Source organism: Halorussus marinus (assembly GCF_004521895.1).
GTDB classification, from domain to species: domain Archaea; phylum Halobacteriota; class Halobacteria; order Halobacteriales; family Haladaptataceae; genus Halorussus; species Halorussus marinus.
The window spans coordinates 1-16,741 of sequence record NZ_SBIR01000007.1 but is presented as its reverse complement, the minus strand read 5'-3'; the positions used below and the strand labels follow the sequence as shown (position 1 = coordinate 16,741).

Sequence of the window (16,741 nt, the reverse complement as noted above, 5' to 3'; positions counted from 1 at the left end):
AAACGCCGCTCGCCCCTACCGACGCCCAATGACCGACTGGACCGAGAAGTACCGGCCCTCGACCCTCTCGGAGGTCCGCGGGAACAACAAGGCCCGCGACCAGCTAAAGGAGTGGGCCGAGACGTGGGACGACCACCGGGACGCCGTCATCGTCCACGGGCGTCCCGGCGTCGGCAAGACCTCGGCGGCCCACGCGCTGGCGGCCGACATGGGGTGGCCGACCATCGAGCTCAACGCCAGCGACCAGCGCACCGCCGACGTGGTCGAGAAGCTCGCGGGCGGGGCCTCACAGAATCGGGCGCTGACCGGCGGCGCCGACGGCCGCCAGCTCGTCGTCATGGACGAGGCCGACAACCTCCACGGCAACGTCGACCGGGGCGGCTCGCGGGCGATCGGCGACGTGGTCCGGGCGGCGGGCCAGCCGATGGTGCTCATCGCAAACGAGTTCTACGACATGTCGAAATCGCTTCGAAACGCCTGCGAGACGATCGAGTTCCGGGACGTGTCCGCCCGGTCGATCGTGCCCGTCCTCCGGGACATCTGCCGGCAGGAGGGCGTCGAGTTCGACGACGACGCGCTCCGGGCGATCGCGGACAAGAACAGCGGCGACCTGCGCTCGGCGGTCAACGACCTCCAGGCGGTCGCCGAGACAAGCGAGCGCCTGACCGAGGCCGACGTGGAGGTCACCGGCGAGCGCGACGACACCAGCGGCATCTTCGATTTCCTCGACGCGCTGTTCAAAGAAGAGGACGCCCAAGGGGCGCTCAGGCAGTCCTACGACGTCGACGAGACGCCCGACGACATGCTGAACTGGGTCGAGGACAACGTCCCGAAAGACTACGAGGGCGAGGAGCTCGCGGTCGCGTACGACTTTCTCGCGAACGCCGACAAGTGGCTCGGCCGAGTCCGGGCCTCCCAAGACTACTCGTACTGGCGCTACGCCGGCGACAACATCGCGGGCGGGGTCGCCGCCGCCCGCCGCGGGGAGAAGGGCGGGTGGACCCGCTACGGCCCGCCGAGCTACTGGCGGAAACTCGGGAGTTCGAAGGGCAACCGCAAGAAGCGCGACTACGTCGCCCGGAAGATCGCGGCGGCCGACGGCGTGAGCATGTCGACCGCCCGCCGGGAGATGCTCCCGTTCCTGGCGGCGATGACCCACCACTGCAAGAACCGCGAGCTGACCGTGGCGATGACCGCGAAGTACGACCTCGACGCCGAACACGTCTCGTTCGTGACGGGGAGCGGCGAAGACACGAACAAGGTACAGGACGTCGTGGCCGACGCCGAGACGCTCCGCGAGGAGCGGGCGGTCGAACACTCGGGCGGCGCGTTCGAGGGGAGCTTCGGTTCACAGTCGAACGGGGGCGACGGCGCGGACGAGAGCGAGGCGTCCGACGACGCCGAGTCTGGGGCCGAGGAGTCGGCGGGCGACGACGAGGGGACCGACGACACCCAGGCGGGGCTGACCGACTTCGGCTAGCTCCGGGGCCACACCAGAATCTCGCCGTCCCCGCGGACGGTGACGTCGTGGCGCTCGTACTCGAAGGTGATGCTCGTCTCTGTCTCCCGGTCGCGCATGGACGCGACGAACGCGTGGAGCGCGTCGGGGTCCATGTACTCGTAGAGGGGCGCCAGCTCGGTGACCGCGTCGCCGGTCGCCCGAGAGATCGCGCAGGTGATCGCCGAGTCGAGGGTCTCGGTACCCGACCAGTCGGCCTGCACCCGGAGGGGCGCCTGTCGTGTCTCGCGGTCGTACTCTGTCGCGTTCGTCGGCTGCGTTTCGGTCTTCGACATTGTGTCTCGCCGATTTCGCCTTGGACTGACAGCGGTTTCAACCCCCGAAACCCTGAAAGCCGATTGGCGGAGGTGGGTCCGGGTTGTGCCGAATTCACCGCGAATTTAGCGTCGTATCGATCCCATACTCCGAGTAAGGAGCCGATACTATCGAGAAACGGGGCGTGGAACCGACACGCGCTCGATAAGTCGATCCTAATTAGCGCAACCCATTTTTTCGTGCGCGTCGGAGACTCACGACGAATGGGGGCTCGACAGTTCGGGGCGGTGCTGGCGGTCGTCGTCTGCCTGACGGCCGCCGTCGGTGGACCCGGCGTGACGGCCGCCGCGTCCCAGACCGCGACGCCGGACGTCACCGCCGACACCATCATCCTCGACGTGCAGGTCCACGAGAACGGGACCGCGACGTGGGCGGTCGCCTACCGGACGCGACTCGACGACGGCGAGACCGCCGCCGCGTTCGAGAGTCTCAGAGACGACGTCGAGAACAACTCGACAGAGTACACCGACCAGTTCACCGATCGGATGGCGAGCACGATCGCGAGCGCCGAGCGCGCCACCGGTCGCAACATGACCGGCGAGAACTACACCGTCGACGCCGAGATCCGCCAGTTCCCCCAGCGGTACGGCGTCGTCACCTACTCGTTCCAGTGGCACCGGTTCGCCGATACGGCGGGCGACCGGCTCCGGATCGGCGACGCGATCGGCGGGCTCCCGCTCGACGACAAGACCCGACTGCTGATCTCGTGGCCCCAGAGCTACGAGGCGACGGCGATTCGACCGCCGCCCGACGAGGAGCGAAACGGGACCGCGGTGTGGATCGGCGAACTGACCTTCGGCCGCGACGAGCCCCGGATCGTGGTCGCGCCGCCCGCGACCGGCCCGCAGGTGCCGTGGCGGGCGGTCGGCGCCGCGGTCGGCGCGCTCGGTGTTCTCGGGGCCGCGGTCGCCGGCGGCTGGTGGCTCTACCGCCGCGAGGAGGTCGGCGACCCCAACGACGACATGCCCGAGGAACTGTTGAGTAACGAAGAGCGGGTGTTGCGACTGCTCGAACGCCGCGGCGGGCGCGTCAAACAGAAGGCGATCGTCGAAGAGCTCGGGTGGACCGAGGCCAAGACGAGTCAGGTGGTCGGAAGCCTCCGCGAGCAGGGGAAAATAGAGAGCTTCCGGCTCGGCCGCGAGAACGTCCTCGCACTCCCGCAGGAGGAGCTTTGAGGGGTGAACGCCGCTTAATTCGGGTTAATCCGGGTTCAGTAACGGCGGCTTATTGGCGGTTGGGGCCGTGGAAACGATCGATGAAAGCCGCGGTAATCGCGATTGCGGGCGTGATGGTCATGGCGTCGATCGCCCCGGTCGCGGCCGCCGACCGACCGACCGAGCCCGACCGCGACGAGCCGTGGGCCGACCCCGAGTGGCCGGGCCAGGAGACGACCAGCGAGAACAACACCACCGTCGCGCCGGGCCAGCATCTCGCCGGCGCGGTCGGCGCGCAGGGCGCGACCGTCGAGGGCGAACTCTGGAACCGGAGCCTCTCCGAGCGGTTGGCGAACGCGACCGGCGACGCCGATCGCGCGCGGGTCCTCGCCGACGAGGTCGGGACCATCGAGGCGTACGTCGAGCGTCTCGAGGCGATCCGAGCCAACCTGACCGAGGCTCGGGACGCACACGAGCTGTCGGCGGGCGAGTACCGGTCGTCGGTCTCCGAGCTCGTGATCCGGGCCCGCGGCGTCGAGGTCCGGGCCAATCGGACCGTCCGCGCCGCCGAGAAGCTCCCGGAAGTGATGCGCGACACCTACGACGTCGACCTCGAACGCGCTCGGAACCTCTCGACGCGGGCCCGCGACCTCTATCGGTTCGACGACCGGGTCGGCCGCGAGGTGGCCAACGAGACGCTCGACGACGGGCGCGACGAGCCGACGCTTCCGGCGGGCGAGCGACGCACGGTCAGCGAGGCCTGACCGAACCTCTGCCCGAGCGCGACTCCGGAACAGCCCGCCCGCGACGGCGGCGCTGACAGCGTCGGGCGTCACCGAACCCGCGAGAGGAACCGCTGGGCCCGGTCGGTCTCGGGGCGCTCGAAGAACTCCGGGGGCGGCGCCGACTCCACGATCCGGCCGTCGGACATCAACACGACGCGGTCGCCCACCTCGCGGGCGAACCCCATCTCGTGGGTCACGACCAGCATCGTCATCCCCTCGTCGGCGAGCGCCCGCATCACTTCGAGCACTTCCCCGACGAGCTCGGGGTCGAGCGCGGAGGTGACCTCGTCGAACAGCATCACGCTCGGGTCCATCGCCAGCGCCCGGGCGATGGCGACCCGCTGTTGCTGGCCGCCCGACAGCTCGGCGGGGTACGAGTCGGCCTGCTCGGCCAGCCCGACCTCCGCGAGCAGGTCTCGGCCACGCCGGATCGCTTGCTCGGCCGGGAGCCCGCGAACGCGGATCGGCGCGAGCGTGACGTTCTCCAGAGCGGTCTTGTGCGGGAAGAGGTTGAAGTGCTGGAACACCATCCCGACCCGCTGGCGGAGCCGATTGACGTCCACGTCGGGGTCGGTGATCGACTCCCCCTGAATCCGGACCTCGCCCGACTGGACCTCCTCCAGCCGGTTCACGCACCGCAGGAGCGTCGACTTGCCCGAGCCGCTCGGGCCGACGATCACGACGACCGCGCCGTCCTCGACCGCGAGGTCGACGTCTTTCAGGACGTGGGTCTCGCCGAAGTACTTGTTCACGCCGTCGAAGGCGACCGCCGGGGCCGAGTCACGCACGGTCGCCCCCCCATTCGGCGCGGTCTTCGAGGTACTGGACGAGCCACATCAGCGGGAGCGTGATGGCGAGGTACGTCACCGCGACCAGCACGATCGGCGTCCACGCGTCGAACTGGTTCGAGTTGACCTCCCGGAAGACGGTGAGTATCTCCGGGAACGCGATGACGGTCAGAAGCGAGGTGTCTTTCACGAGGATCACCTGATCGTTGCCGATGGCCGCAAGCGCGTTGCGCCACGCCTGTGGCAGGACGATCTCGCGCATCGAGTCGACGTACGACATCCCGAGCGATCGGGCGGCCTCCATCTGGCCCTCCGGGACGGCGTTGATGCCGCCCTTGACCGCCTCGCCGACGTAGGCGGCGTGGTTCAGCGTGAGCGCGACGACCGCCGTGATGAAACTCCAGTCGATCGAGAGGACGCCCGGGACGACCGTCCAGCTCTGGCTGATCGGGAACTGGCCCGGCGGCCACAGCGACGGGATGCCCAGATAGATGATGAAAAGCTGGAACAGGAGCGGCGTCCCCCGGAAGAACTGGACGTACGCGGTGGCGATCGAGTAGGTCAGCGACGTCCGGGAGACCCGACCGAGGCCGACGAACACCCCGGCCGTGACCGCGAGCACGCTGGAGATGACCACGACCATCAGCACCCGGAGAAACGCGAACACGAATCGCGGAAAGACCGCGGCCAGCAGGTCGTAGTCGACGTAGTCGACCAACACGAGCCCGACGAAGCCCGCGACGGCCAGGGTGAACACGACCGCGACCGCGAGCCCCGCGATCCTGACGCGTTCGTCGGTCAGCAGGCCGTCTCCGGCGGTCTCCTCGACCGACGCGTCGTCGGCGTACGTCTCCCCCATCGCGAGCTACCCGCCGTCGGCGGTGGTCTCGGTCGGCGCCTCCTCGGTCGTCTCGCCGTCGGCCGTCGTCGTCCCGGCGTCGCCGACGATGCCCGCCGGCGGGTCGCCCGGGAAGTACTCGCGGTAAATTTCGGCGTACCGGCCGCTCTCGATCACCGCGGCGAGCGCCTCGTTGACCTGCTCGCGGAACTCGTCGTCGTCCTGCCTGAACGCGATGCCGTAGCGCTCGACGGTGAGCGTGAGGTACGGCGGCGCGTCGTCGAACTCCTCGGCGGCCTGGCCCTCGCCCTCCAGCATCACGACGGAGTCGCGTTCGTCGACGTACTGGAGGTTGACCGCGTTGTCGTTGATGACCGCGACTGCCTGGGCGTTGCGCAGGGCGTTGAACGCGCCGGTGATCTGGTCGTAGCTGTCGATCGTGAGTTCGCCGTCGAACTGCTCTTGGAGGTCCTGGGCGGCCGCCTCGCCCGTCGTCCCCTTCTGGACGGCGACCGTCCGGCCCCGGAGGTCTTCGAGGCTCTGGACGTCCCCGCTTTCGAGCACCGCCACCGTCTGAAACGCGATGAAGTACGGGTCCGAGAAGTCGACCTGCTCGGCGCGCTGTTCGTTGATCGTCATCGCCGACATGATGATCCGGAAGTTCCCGTTGTTGAGACTCGGGATGATCGTGTCGAAGCCGGTCTGGACGAACTCGTACTCCCTGTCCATCTGCTCGGCGAAGACGGCCTCGGCTACGTCGACGTCGAACCCCACCAGCGTCCCGTCCTCGGTGCGGTACTCGAACGGATTGTACGGGATGTCCGAGCCGATCCGGATCGTCTCGTCGTCCTGTCCGGCGGCCACGCCCCCGAGCGTGAGTCCGCCGATCATGCCTGCGCTCCCCCGAACGAACGTCCGTCTGTTTACGTTCATTTGTTTCCCCCGGTACTACGTGCAGTACGGTCACACATAACCGTTGGCCTGAAAGGTCGAAATTCGGACGGGAGAGCCGCTAAAATCAGGGTCAGTCGTCGCTCGGATAGCCCGCGGCCGCGTCGGTCGACCGGCTCTCGGGGGCGCGCTCGCTCTCGTAGGACCACAGCGTGGTCGCCATAAGCGACCCGAAGATGGTGAGCGCGGCGGCGTGGTGGGCCACCTGCACGACCGGGGTGTAGACGAAGACCGTCGCCCCGCCCAGCACCATCTGGAGCGGCGTGACCGCGAGCGCGAGGGTCGCGGCCCCGCGGATCCGGCGCTCGGCGTGGTACTTCCACGCGCCGACCGTCGTGGCGATGATGAAGAAGCCGGTGATCATCGCGACGAGGCGGTGGAACCACTCGACGAAGCTCGGGAACGTCTGCGGGAGCACGCCGCCGTCACAGAGCGGCCACTGGGCCGAGCACGACAGTCCCGCGCCCATCGCGGCGGTGTAGACCCCCAGCAGGATGAGCGAGAACGTCAGCCCGGTGGTGACCGCCGCGAGGTGTCGGAATCGAACCATCAGCGCGGCCCTCCCGTCGACGCGAATCGTGTGTTGAGTTGCACGGTTTGAACTCCCCTCATCGGACGTTTCGGCCGGTCGCACTTAGAGTTGTCCGACCGCGGCTCGGAGGCAGACGCCGCCCGCGGCCGTCGAAGCCGCGCCCTTCAAGGCGGTCGCCGGCGACCGACCACGCATGACCAAACACGAGCGCCTCGACGCCGCCCTCGACGACCGGGACCTCGAATCGGTGTGGTTCGGCCGGCCGAACGCGTTCGCGTGGCTGACCGGTGCGAGCAACGTCGTCGACCGCGAGGCAGAAGTCGGCGTCGCCGCGGTCGGCTACGACGGCGACGGCCTCGAGGTCGTGACCAGCAACATCGAGGCCGACCGGCTCCGCGAGGAGGAACTCGACGCGGCCGTCTCGGTGTCGTCGTTCGCGTGGCACGAGACGTCGCTCGCGGCCGCGGTGGCCGACCGCGCGCCCGAGCCCGCCGCGGCCGACTTCGAGGTGCCGGGGTTCGAGTCGATCGAGCCCCGCCGGGTTCGCCAGCCGCTGACCGACGACGACGTCGCGCGCTACCGCGAACTCGGCCGCGAGACCGCGAGCGCGCTGGAGGCGGTCTGCCGCGAGCTCCGGCCCGGCGACGCCGAGACCGAGGTCGCCTCCGCGCTCCGGGTCGCGCTGTCGGCCCGCGACATCGAGGCGCCGGTCGCGCTGGTCGGCGGCACCGAGCGCGCCCGTACCTACCGCCACTACACCCCGACCGACGCCGAACTCGGCGGGTACGCGCTGGTGTCGGTGACCGCCGAGCGCGGCGGGTTGCACGCGAGCGCGACCCGGACGGTCGCCTTCGAGTCGGCGCTGGCCGACGGGGCGCTCGCGGACCTGCGCGACCGCCACGAGGCCGCCCGGGCGGTCGAGGTCGCGGCGCTCGGCGCGACCCTGGACGCGGCCGAGCGGGGCGGGACCGCCGGCGACGTCTTCGACGCGATTCGGGACGCCTACGACCGGGCGGGCCACCCCGGGGAGTGGCGGCGACACCATCAGGGCGGGGCGGCCGGGTTCGCCGGCCGCGAGTGGATCGCGAGGCCCGACGCCGACCACGCGGTGACCGCGCCGATGGCCTACGCGTGGAACCCCACGGTCGCGGGCGCGAAGAGCGAGGACACGGTGGTGGTGGCCGACGGCGGCTTCGAGGTGCTGACCGACACCGGCCGGTGGCCGACGACCGAGGTGTCGGCCGAGGGCGTCGACGCCGCGGTCTCGCGCCCGGACGTGCTGGTCGTCGAGGAGTGAGCGAGTCGACTCCGTGAGTTCGTCGTTCGTCGAAATCAATTTCGACGGGTTCGCATAGTTTTTTAGGGACGGGCGCGATTTGTCGCGCCATGGGACTCGACGAGGACTCACTGGAGTATCACCGAGAGGAACCGCCGGGAAAGATCGAGATTTCGACGACGAAACCCACCAACACACAGCGCGACCTGAGCCTCGCGTACTCGCCGGGCGTGGCCGCGCCGTGTCGCCACATCGACCAGAACCCCGACGACGCCTACCAGTACACCGCGAAGGGCAACATGGTCGGGGTCGTCTCGAACGGGTCGGCCGTACTCGGACTCGGCGACATCGGCGCCCAAGCGTCCAAGCCCGTCATGGAGGGGAAAGGCGTGCTGTTCAAGCGGTTCGCCGACATCGACGTGTTCGACATCGAACTCGACCAGACCGACGCCGAGGACATCATCACGACCGTCGAGGCGATGGAGCCCACCTTCGGGGGGATCAATCTCGAAGACATCAAAGCGCCCGAGTGCTTCGAGATCGAGGAGACGCTCCGCGAGGAGATGGACATCCCGGTGTTCCACGACGACCAGCACGGCACCGCGATCATTTCGGGCGCCGCGCTGTTGAACGCCGTCGACATCAACGGCAAGGACCTCGCCGACCTCGACATCGTCTTCTCGGGCGCCGGCGCGTCGGCGATCGCGACCGCCCGGTTCTACGAGTCGCTCGGCGCGCGCAAACAGAACATCACGATGTGTGACTCCTCGGGGATCATCACCGAGACGCGCGCCGAGCACGGCGACGTCAACGAGTACAAGGCCCAGTTCGCCCGCGACGTGCCCGAGGGCGACCTCGCCGACGCGATGGAGGGCGCGGACGTGTTCGTCGGCCTCTCGGTCGCCGACATCGTCTCCCCCGAGATGGTCCGGTCGATGGCCGACGACCCCGTCATCTTCGCGATGGCGAACCCCGACCCCGAGATCGGCTACGAGGAGGCCAAGGCCGCCCGCGAGGACACGGTCATCATGGCGACCGGCCGCTCGGACTACCCCAACATGGTCAACAACGTGCTCGGGTTCCCGTTCATCTTCCGGGGCGCCCTCGACGTGCGCGCGACCGAGATCAACGAGGAGATGAAGGTCGCGGCGGCCGAGGCGCTCGCGGACCTCGCAAAGCAGGACGTGCCCGACGCGGTCGTGAAGGCCTACGGCGACCAGCCGCTCCAGTTCGGCCCCGACTACATCATCCCGAAGCCCCTCGACCCCCGCGTGCTGTTCGAGGTCGCGCCCGCGGTCGCCGACGCCGCGATGGAGAGCGGCGTCGCCCGAGGGGAACTCGACACCGACGACTACGTCGAGACCCTCGAAGCCCGACTCGGCAAGTCCCGCGAGATGATGCGGGTCGTGCTCAACAAGGCCAAGTCCGATCCCAAGCGGGTCGCGCTGGCGGAGGGCGACGACGAGAAGATGGTCCGGGCCGCCTACCAGATGGCCGAGGAGGGGATCGCCAAGCCCGTGCTCATCGGCGATGCCGACCGGATCGAGGCGACCGCCGCCGACCTCGGCCTCGACTTCGACCCGGAGATCGCCGATCCGGCGGCCGGCGACTACGAGGAGTACGCCGAGCGCCTCTACGAGATCCGACGCCGGAAGGGCATCACCGAGAGCGAGGCCGCGGACCTCGTCCGGAAGGACGGCAACTACTTCGGGAGCGTGATGGTCGAGCAGGGCGACGCCGACGCGATGCTGACCGGGCTCTCACACCACTACCCGTCGGCGCTCCGACCGCCCCTGCAGGTCGTGGGCACCGCCGACGACGCCGAGTACGCCGCCGGCGTCTACATGCTCACGTTCAAGAACCGCGTCATCTTCTGTGCGGACGCCACGGTCAATCAGGACCCCGACGAGGACGTGCTCGCCGAGATCACTCGCCACACCGCCGAGCTCGCCCGCCGGTTCAACGTCGAGCCCCGCGCGGCGATGCTGTCGTACTCGAACTTCGGGAGCGTCGACAACGAGGGCACACGCAAGCCCCGCCGGGCCGCCGAACGCCTCCGGGAGGACTCCGCGGTCGACTTCCCGGTCGACGGCGAGATGCAGGCCGACACCGCGGTCGTCGAGGAGATCCTGCAGGGAACCTACGAGTTCTCCGACCTCGACGACCCCGCGAACGTGCTCGTGTTCCCGAACCTCGAAGCGGGCAACATCGGCTACAAGCTCCTCCAGCGCCTCGGCGGCGCGGAGGCCATCGGCCCGATGCTGGTCGGGATGGACAAGCCGGTCCACGTCATCCAGCGCGGCGACGAGGTCAAAGACATCGTGAATCTGGCGGGCGTGGCGGTCGTCGACGCCCAGCAAAACGAGTAACGTCCGCGAGGAACCCGAGGCGCCGCGCGCCTCGGAAGTCCGAGCGGGTTTTTTCGCGGAGGGTTTTTGGGCGAGCGGTCCCATCGTGAGCGGAGCGAACGAGGGACCCGAGCGGAAAAACGGTCCGAACGACACCGTGAATCTGGCGGGCGTGGCGGTCGTCGACGCCCAGCAAAACGAGTAGCGTTCGCGAGCCCGCGGTTCACTTGAAGTCCGTCTCCGAAGCGACCCCCAGAACGTCCTCGACGTCGTCGTCTGCCGCGAACCGGACCCGACTCGCCTCGGTGTCGTGGTCGAGGACGCCGGCCTCCGAGAGCTTCGGGAGGTGGATCTGGAGGAGCTCGGCTCGCGTCTTCTCGATTTCGGCGGCGGTGAGCACCGCCCGGCGCTTCTCGGTCGTCGAGGCCGCGAGCAGTTCGGCGAGCTCGTCGACCGAGGCGGGGCCGTCCCGGCGGGCGAGGTAGTGACACACCCATCGGCGGCGGTGGTCCGCGAGCGCCCGGAACACCGCGTCGAGGCGCTCGCTCTCGCCGGTCATCGGCAGTACGTCCTGCATCGGAGCGTGGGGAGCCGAGACGTCCGTCTCCCCGGAGTGGTCGTGGCTCATAGTGGAGGTGACCGAGCGCCCGGAACCGATCCGGCCGGGCGCCGTTCCGTCCGATTACGACCACGGTGATCGACATAAGGGTACCGCCCGGCTCGCCCGGAGACGGACGACCGAAACCGTGTGTCGGCGGGCGGACGGGTCCGCATCGGACGGCGGCGTTCGACGCGGCGATGGGGCTCGCGGCCGTACACTTAAGGGATCGGACACCGAAGCGAGCGTATGGCCGTTCACGGCCGGTCTGCTCCCCTCCGGGCACTGTTCGACGAATCGCCCACGCCCCACATCGCCCACCCGCCCCGAACCCACCACCGGGACTTCTACGTCGCCACCGACGGCTCCTACGACCTCGACAGCGGCGGCGGCGGGCTCGGCGCGATCATCGAGACGCGCGACGGCCGACGGGTCGAACGGATCGCGCTCCCGGACGACACCGTCGCGGACAACAACGCCGCCGAGTACCGGGCGCTCCACCTCGGGCTCGACGTGCTGGCCGAGCGGGCGCCCGCCGACGCCCGGGTCGGCGTCGTGGTCGACCACGACGACCTCGCGGCGAACGTCAACAGCGCGTCGCTGGCGACCCGCCGGAGCGATCGATCGCCCCCAAGAGAGCTGCGGATCCCCACCGCCGACCGGAACCACTGGCGCGGGATCCGTGCCCGCATCTGCGGGTTCGAGGAGCTACGGGCCGCCGTGGTCGGGAGCGACACGAACCCCGCCCACGCGCTCGCGAACGCGCCGAGCGAGTACGCACACGTCAACGCGGGCTCCGAGCGGTGTCTGCTCCCCGAAGACATCGGATCGAGCGAGGCCCAGATCCCGCCGCCCTCCAGAGCCGACCGCCGAGCCAGCGACTGACCGCGGGCGGCTCCCGGTCAGCTCACCAGCCCCACCCTGTCGACGTGGTCGCGGAGCGCCCGTTCGGACTCGAACTCGTCGCCACAGGCCACACAGACGTAGCCGTCCTGATCCGCCATGGGAACCGAGACGGGCTCGCGGACCGTAACTCCTCTCGCCGCCCGAGCCCGCCATCGGAACGCATACGGGCCGGGCGGCCCTCGGCACCGACATGAACGCCCGCGATCTGATGACGACCGACGTGGAGACGGTCAGTCCCGACGACGAGATCGGCGAGGTCCTGACCCGGCTCGCCCGAGTCGACTTCAACGGCTTTCCGGTCGTCGACGACGGCGAGGTCGTCGGCATGGTGACCCAACACGACCTCGTCCACCTGTTCCAGCCGAGCGACCGCACTCTCTGGATCCCGGTCGGGCTCCCGCCGTTCTTAGAGACCATCGAATACGCGATCGACCTCTCGTGGGACGAACTCGACGCCGAACTCGACCTGCTGAAACACGCGGGCAAGCCCGTCCGGACGATCATGACCGACGACGTGGTGACCGTCGACCCGGACGCCGACCTCGATGCGATCCTCGACCTGCTCGCCGACGACGACCGGGACATCAACCGACTGCCGGTCGTCAGCGAGGGCGAACTCGTCGGCATCGTCGCGCGCCAAGACGTACTGCGAGCGATCCGGGACGAACGACGCGCCGACTAACCGGCAAGCAGAGCGCGCTTCGAAACGTTGACCCCACCCGGCCCGTGATGTGTCGGCGTGAGCAGATACCGTAACGTCGCGCTGTTCGTCGTGTTGGCGGCCGTCTGGGGGTCGGCGTTCATGGCCATCAAGGCCGGACTCGAGTACTTTCCGCCGGTGTTGTTCGCCGCGATCCGCTACGACATCGCGGGAGTCATCATGCTCGGCTACGCGGTGTACGCGACCGAGCGCTGGCGGCCCCGGACCCGCGGCGAGTGGTCGCTGGTCGCGGTCGGCGGGGCGCTGTTGATCGCGGGCTATCACGCCTTCCTCTTCGTGGGCGAGCAACACACCACGAGCGCAACGGCCTCGGTCATCGTGAGCCTCAGCCCGGTGTTGACGACGGGCTTCGCGCGGCTACTGCTACCGAGCGAACGCCTGACGGCCGCCGGGACGGCGGGGCTCGCGCTCGGGCTGGTCGGGGTCGTCGTCCTGAGCCGGCCGGACCCCAACAACCTGCTCGCCGCCGACGTGGTCGGGAAGGGGCTGGTGTTCGCGGCCGCTCTGGCGTTCGCGCTCGGGAGCGTGCTGACTCGGCGGATCGAGGCCGAACTCCCGATCGAGACGATGGAGGCGTGGTCGATGCTCCTCGGCGCGGGGCTGATGCACGCCGCCAGCGCCGCCCTGCCGACCGAGTCGCTGTCGGCGGTCGCGTGGACCCCCGAGTCGATCGCCGCGATGGCGTACCTCTCGGTCGCGGCGAGCGCGCTCGGCTTTCTGGTGTACTTCGATCTCCTCGACCGACTCGGCCCGATCGAGATCAATCTGGTGTCGTACGTCGCGCCCGTCTTCGCCGCGCTCTCGGGGTGGTGGTTCCTCGACGAGCAGGTCACCCCTGCGACGGCGGTCGGCTTCCTCGTCATCTTCGCGGGGTTCTGCCTGCTGAAGCGCCGGGCGCTCGCCCGCGAACTCCCCCGAATCCGGGCCGCGATCACTCGACGGTAGTCCGGAAGGACTATCACGGCGCCGTCGCCACCACTCCGGGATGAACGACTGGACGGTCGGCGACCCGCCGGCGACCGGCGCCGACGCCCGAACCGAGGCGCTGTTCGCCGCCGGTGCGGGCGTCGCGGTCGCCAACGCCGCACTGTACTTCTTGAGCGTCGAGACGCTTTCCCATCCCGCGATCTCGGTGCTCGCCGTCGCGGTGCTGGTAGTGGCGTACGTCGTGAGCCGATAGCGGGGAAAACGAGTCGGCCGAGCCGCTCACTTCGCGTTCGCCAGTCGGTCGAACTGGTCGGCGGTGAGGTCGATCTCGGCGGCCGCGAGGTTCTCCTCTAGCTGGTCGACCGTGCGAGCGCCGACGATGGGCGCGGTGACCCGCCCGTGGTGGACGAGCCACGCCAGACTGACCTGCGCGGGCGTGGCGTCGACCGCGTCGGCGATCGCCTCGGCCGCCTCCAGCGCGTCGAAGTTCTCCGGAGTGAGATACGACTCGCGGAACTGCTGGTCGGTCGCGCCCCGGGTCCCCTCCGGCGGCTCGGCGTCGCGCTCGTACTTGCCGGTCAGGAAGCCGCCGGCCAGCGGGCTCCAGGGCACCACGCCGATGTCGTAGTCCGTACACATCTCGAGGTAGTTGCCCTCGATCTCGCGGTTGGCGAGATTGTAGCGGGGTTGGGCGAGTTTGAACGGCTCGTAGCCGCGCCGGTCGGCGATCTCGTTCGCCTTGGCGACTTTCCAGGCGTTTGGTTCGAGCGTCGAGGCGCCGAGGTAGTTGACCTTGCCGTCGCGAACGAAGCCGTCGAGGGTCCGCATGAACTCCTCGACCGGCGTGTCGTCGTCCCACCGGTGGACGTAGAGCAGGTCGACGTAGTCGGTGCCGAGCCGGTCGAGGATCCCCTCGATGCTGTTTCGGAGGTGCTTGCGCGAGAGCCCCCAGCCGTTCGGGTCCTCGCGGGTCGGCCAGTAGATCTTCGAGGCGATCACGAACTCCTCGCGGTCGCGGTCGGCGAGCCAGTCGCCGATGTACTCCTCGCTCCGGCCGTCGCCGTACATGTCGGCGGTGTCGATGAAGTTGCCGCCCGCCGCGGCGTAGGCGTCGAGGAGTTCGTGGGCGCGCTCTTTACCGATCTCGACGTCGCCCTCGTCGTTCTCGCGGCCGAAGCGCCACGTCCCAAAGGCGAGTTCGCTGACCTTCGTGCCGGTCCGCCCGAGCGACACCGTGTCCAGACCCATGCGTACACCGTCGTCCGGCCGGCGGTTAAACGCGTCTATCTCCGCGAGTCGACGACGAAAACGGGGCCCGGGCGGCCTCGTCACCGCTTGTGGTCGTGGCCGGCGAGGAGGGCCGCGACGTTGAGCGCGAGGAGTCCGAGGAACGTGATCAGTTCGGCGTCCGTAGAGAGCCCGGTGAGCAAGAGCGGCAGGTAGAGAAACGGGAGCGCGACCGCCGCCCAGAAACCGAGCACCTCGAACGGCGTGGTGAGCGCGTGCTCGTGGTACCGCTCGAACAGCGCTGAGAGCTTGTGACGCCCTGCGGTCGCTTCGCCAGCGTCGGCAGGGGAACTCACGGCGGAGCCGTTTTCCTGTTGGAGGGACGATTCGGGCATCGTGGGGGTCACCTCGACCGCGATGACACGTACCACGGGCGAGACCTTATAAGCCGACGAGCGTTAGCGCGATTTCAGATCAGTTCAGCGCGGCCGCTCCGGAGCCGAAACGTTTCATAACCGTCCGAGGCGACGCGATAAAATTTAGAACCGGCTGTGCGCCGGTTTCGGCGAGCCGATCGACGAGTCGGTACGGCGGGACTACGCTCTCGGTTCGCGGGGTGATCAGGCGTTGCCTTCGTCAGTTCAGGCCGCGTGTATCCGATACCGATCGGTCCGAGCGGTCCGAGGCGGTACGTCGTACGGGTCGGGTACCGACTCGGAGTCGCGGGACTAGAGAGTAAGCGTTCGGCGGATCGCCAGAAGCGCTTGGGAAGGGCTTTACATCCGATCTTTACACGCCCGATACAAATACGATCCCGCGCCGGACCCGACCGACATGCTGCACTGGGACGAAGACACCCCGCCGATGCTCGATGCCTGTCTCAACTCCCGCGACCGCACACTCGTCGCGCTCGCCTGGGACCTCGGCTCCCGGCCGGGCGATCTCTTCGACCGAACCGCTGGCGCAGCCACCGACCACCAGTACGGCCTCCACGGCACCCTCGACGGGAAGACTGGCCGTCGATCGCCCGTGCTCGTCCTCGCGGTCCTCTACGCCCGGAAGTAGCTCGACGACCATCCCGGCGACGACAGCGATCCCCGGTTCTGCAAGCTGACTTCTCCGGACTCTATCTCGAACAACCGCGTCCGAGACATCCTGAAGGAGGTCGCGACCGCGCCGACATCTCGAAGACCATCACGGCTGGACGCGTGGGAGCAGTATCGTCGCTCGCTACATCGCCGTCTTCGACAACGCCAACGAGCACCGGTGTCCCGCACCTTCTATTATATATATCATATCTAAAGTTAGATTTAGATATTAATAGCATATAGTAGTTTCATAAGTATATATGTGGGACACTGGACCTGCCAGGACGTTTAGAGTACACCACATCCGTATTAAAATTGGAGTAAAGGATTCAATAATTCGGATCGCAAGGTAATTACCGCAAAAATGGAAGCTGCGAGGGGCACGTCAAATCGAACCCGGTGAGGGTTCGGTGGTTAGCGGACGTTAGTTGCTACGGCGGACTGCCAGCAGCGCGGCCGCGATGAGCGCGACCAGCGAGACAGCCATGCCGAAGCCGGGGATGCCACCGTCGCCACCGTCACCTTCCGTGGTTTCGGTCGCTTCGGTCGTCTCCTCGGTCGTCTCTTCGGTCGTCTCTTCGGTCGTCTCCTCGGTCGTCTCCTCGGTCGTCTCTTCGGTCGTCTCCTCGGTCGTCTCCTCGGTCGTCTCTTCGGTCGTGGTCTCGTCGCCTTCGCCGTCGTCGTCGGACATCGATTCGACGAGGACCGCATCAGTCACTTCGTCGTCAGTGTCTCCGCCCTCGGCGTAGACACGAGTCAGCTGGGTGC

General features: G+C 68.4%; 19 protein-coding genes. 10 read left to right on the top strand and 9 right to left on the bottom strand.

Going from position 1 to position 16,741, the window contains the following annotated elements:
• The first annotated feature begins 28 nt into the window (after positions 1 to 28).
• Positions 29 to 1,480, top strand: a complete 1,452-nt coding sequence (locus EPL04_RS10210; protein ID WP_134671242.1) for a replication factor C large subunit — start codon at positions 29 to 31, stop codon at positions 1,478 to 1,480.
• Here the strand turns inward: EPL04_RS10210 and EPL04_RS10205 are convergent.
• Positions 1,477 to 1,794: a HalOD1 output domain-containing protein gene (locus tag EPL04_RS10205; protein WP_167599454.1), complete on the bottom strand. Its 318-nt coding sequence runs from the start codon at positions 1,792 to 1,794 to the stop codon at positions 1,477 to 1,479. The genes EPL04_RS10210 and EPL04_RS10205 overlap by 4 nt on opposite strands.
• 243 nt (positions 1,795 to 2,037) lie before the next feature.
• On the opposite strand from EPL04_RS10205, the gene EPL04_RS10200 reads away from it, so the two are divergent.
• Both EPL04_RS10200 and EPL04_RS10195 read left to right on the top strand, forming a co-directional pair.
• Positions 2,038 to 3,009 (top strand): helix-turn-helix transcriptional regulator, encoded by a 972-nt coding sequence (locus EPL04_RS10200; protein ID WP_134671241.1) that lies wholly within the window; start codon positions 2,038 to 2,040, stop codon positions 3,007 to 3,009.
• Between the two features lie 80 nt (positions 3,010 to 3,089).
• Positions 3,090 to 3,752, top strand: a complete 663-nt coding sequence (locus EPL04_RS10195) for a hypothetical protein (RefSeq protein WP_134671240.1) — start codon at positions 3,090 to 3,092, stop codon at positions 3,750 to 3,752.
• Positions 3,753 to 3,820: 68 nt separating this feature from the next.
• Here EPL04_RS10195 and EPL04_RS10190 read toward each other — a convergent pair whose 3' ends face one another.
• The 4 genes from EPL04_RS10190 to EPL04_RS10175 form a co-directional block, all read right to left on the bottom strand.
• Positions 3,821 to 4,561: an amino acid ABC transporter ATP-binding protein gene (locus EPL04_RS10190; protein ID WP_134671239.1), complete on the bottom strand. Its 741-nt coding sequence runs from the start codon at positions 4,559 to 4,561 to the stop codon at positions 3,821 to 3,823.
• The gene (locus EPL04_RS10185; RefSeq protein WP_134671238.1) at positions 4,554 to 5,420 is read right to left on the bottom strand and encodes an amino acid ABC transporter permease; all 867 of its coding nucleotides are present in this window, start codon (positions 5,418 to 5,420) and stop codon (positions 4,554 to 4,556) included. Before EPL04_RS10185 ends, EPL04_RS10190 begins: the two co-directional genes overlap by 8 nt.
• Before the next feature lie 6 nt (positions 5,421 to 5,426).
• Positions 5,427 to 6,332 carry a basic amino acid ABC transporter substrate-binding protein gene (locus EPL04_RS10180; protein ID WP_134671237.1) on the bottom strand — a complete coding sequence of 302 codons (906 nt, stop codon included), beginning with the start codon at positions 6,330 to 6,332 and terminating at the stop codon, positions 5,427 to 5,429.
• Positions 6,333 to 6,423: 91 nt separating this feature from the next.
• Complete coding sequence (locus EPL04_RS10175; protein WP_134671236.1) at positions 6,424 to 6,900, bottom strand: COX15/CtaA family protein; 477 nt, start codon at positions 6,898 to 6,900, stop codon at positions 6,424 to 6,426.
• 175 nt (positions 6,901 to 7,075) lie between these two features.
• On the opposite strand from EPL04_RS10175, the gene EPL04_RS10170 reads away from it, so the two are divergent.
• Both EPL04_RS10170 and EPL04_RS10165 read left to right on the top strand, forming a co-directional pair.
• A complete protein-coding gene (locus EPL04_RS10170) occupies positions 7,076 to 8,179 on the top strand; it encodes a M24 family metallopeptidase (protein ID WP_134671235.1) in 1,104 nt (367 codons plus the stop codon).
• Positions 8,180 to 8,268: 89 nt separating this feature from the next.
• Positions 8,269 to 10,527 carry an NADP-dependent malic enzyme gene (locus EPL04_RS10165; protein ID WP_134671234.1) on the top strand — a complete coding sequence of 753 codons (2,259 nt, stop codon included), beginning with the start codon at positions 8,269 to 8,271 and terminating at the stop codon, positions 10,525 to 10,527.
• 202 nt (positions 10,528 to 10,729) lie between these two features.
• Here the strand turns inward: EPL04_RS10165 and EPL04_RS10160 are convergent, their stop codons facing one another.
• Positions 10,730 to 11,134: a DUF7344 domain-containing protein gene (locus EPL04_RS10160; RefSeq protein WP_134671233.1), complete on the bottom strand. Its 405-nt coding sequence runs from the start codon at positions 11,132 to 11,134 to the stop codon at positions 10,730 to 10,732.
• A 219-nt stretch (positions 11,135 to 11,353) separates the two neighbouring features.
• Between EPL04_RS10160 and EPL04_RS10155 the strand changes: the two genes are divergently transcribed.
• The 4 genes from EPL04_RS10155 to EPL04_RS10140 all read left to right on the top strand — a co-directional run bounded on the left by EPL04_RS10155 (position 11,354) and on the right by EPL04_RS10140 (position 13,911).
• Positions 11,354 to 11,989, top strand: a complete 636-nt coding sequence (locus EPL04_RS10155) for a reverse transcriptase-like protein (protein ID WP_134671232.1) — start codon at positions 11,354 to 11,356, stop codon at positions 11,987 to 11,989.
• Between the two features lie 211 nt (positions 11,990 to 12,200).
• A complete protein-coding gene (locus EPL04_RS10150; RefSeq protein ID WP_134671231.1) occupies positions 12,201 to 12,692 on the top strand; it encodes a CBS domain-containing protein in 492 nt (163 codons plus the stop codon).
• A 57-nt stretch (positions 12,693 to 12,749) separates the two neighbouring features.
• A complete protein-coding gene (locus EPL04_RS10145) occupies positions 12,750 to 13,676 on the top strand; it encodes a DMT family transporter (RefSeq protein ID WP_134671230.1) in 927 nt (308 codons plus the stop codon).
• A 40-nt stretch (positions 13,677 to 13,716) separates the two neighbouring features.
• Positions 13,717 to 13,911 carry a hypothetical protein gene (locus tag EPL04_RS10140; RefSeq protein WP_134671229.1) on the top strand — a complete coding sequence of 65 codons (195 nt, stop codon included), beginning with the start codon at positions 13,717 to 13,719 and terminating at the stop codon, positions 13,909 to 13,911.
• 26 nt (positions 13,912 to 13,937) lie between these two features.
• Here EPL04_RS10140 and EPL04_RS10135 read toward each other — a convergent pair whose 3' ends face one another.
• Both EPL04_RS10135 and EPL04_RS10130 read right to left on the bottom strand, forming a co-directional pair.
• Entirely contained in the window at positions 13,938 to 14,906 is a 969-nt protein-coding gene (locus tag EPL04_RS10135) for an aldo/keto reductase (RefSeq protein ID WP_134671228.1), read from the bottom strand.
• 80 nt (positions 14,907 to 14,986) lie between these two features.
• Positions 14,987 to 15,280, bottom strand: coding sequence for a hypothetical protein (locus EPL04_RS10130; protein ID WP_244605573.1), 294 nt, complete (start codon positions 15,278 to 15,280; stop codon positions 14,987 to 14,989).
• 439 nt (positions 15,281 to 15,719) lie between these two features.
• Here EPL04_RS10130 and EPL04_RS10125 point away from each other — a divergent pair, with 439 nt between their 5' ends.
• Positions 15,720 to 15,950, top strand: a complete 231-nt coding sequence (locus tag EPL04_RS10125; protein WP_134671227.1) for a hypothetical protein — start codon at positions 15,720 to 15,722, stop codon at positions 15,948 to 15,950.
• 447 nt (positions 15,951 to 16,397) lie between these two features.
• Here EPL04_RS10125 and EPL04_RS10120 read toward each other — a convergent pair.
• Positions 16,398 to 16,741: PGF-CTERM sorting domain-containing protein (locus tag EPL04_RS10120; RefSeq protein WP_134671226.1), on the bottom strand; the 344-nt coding region annotated here is incomplete at its 5' end.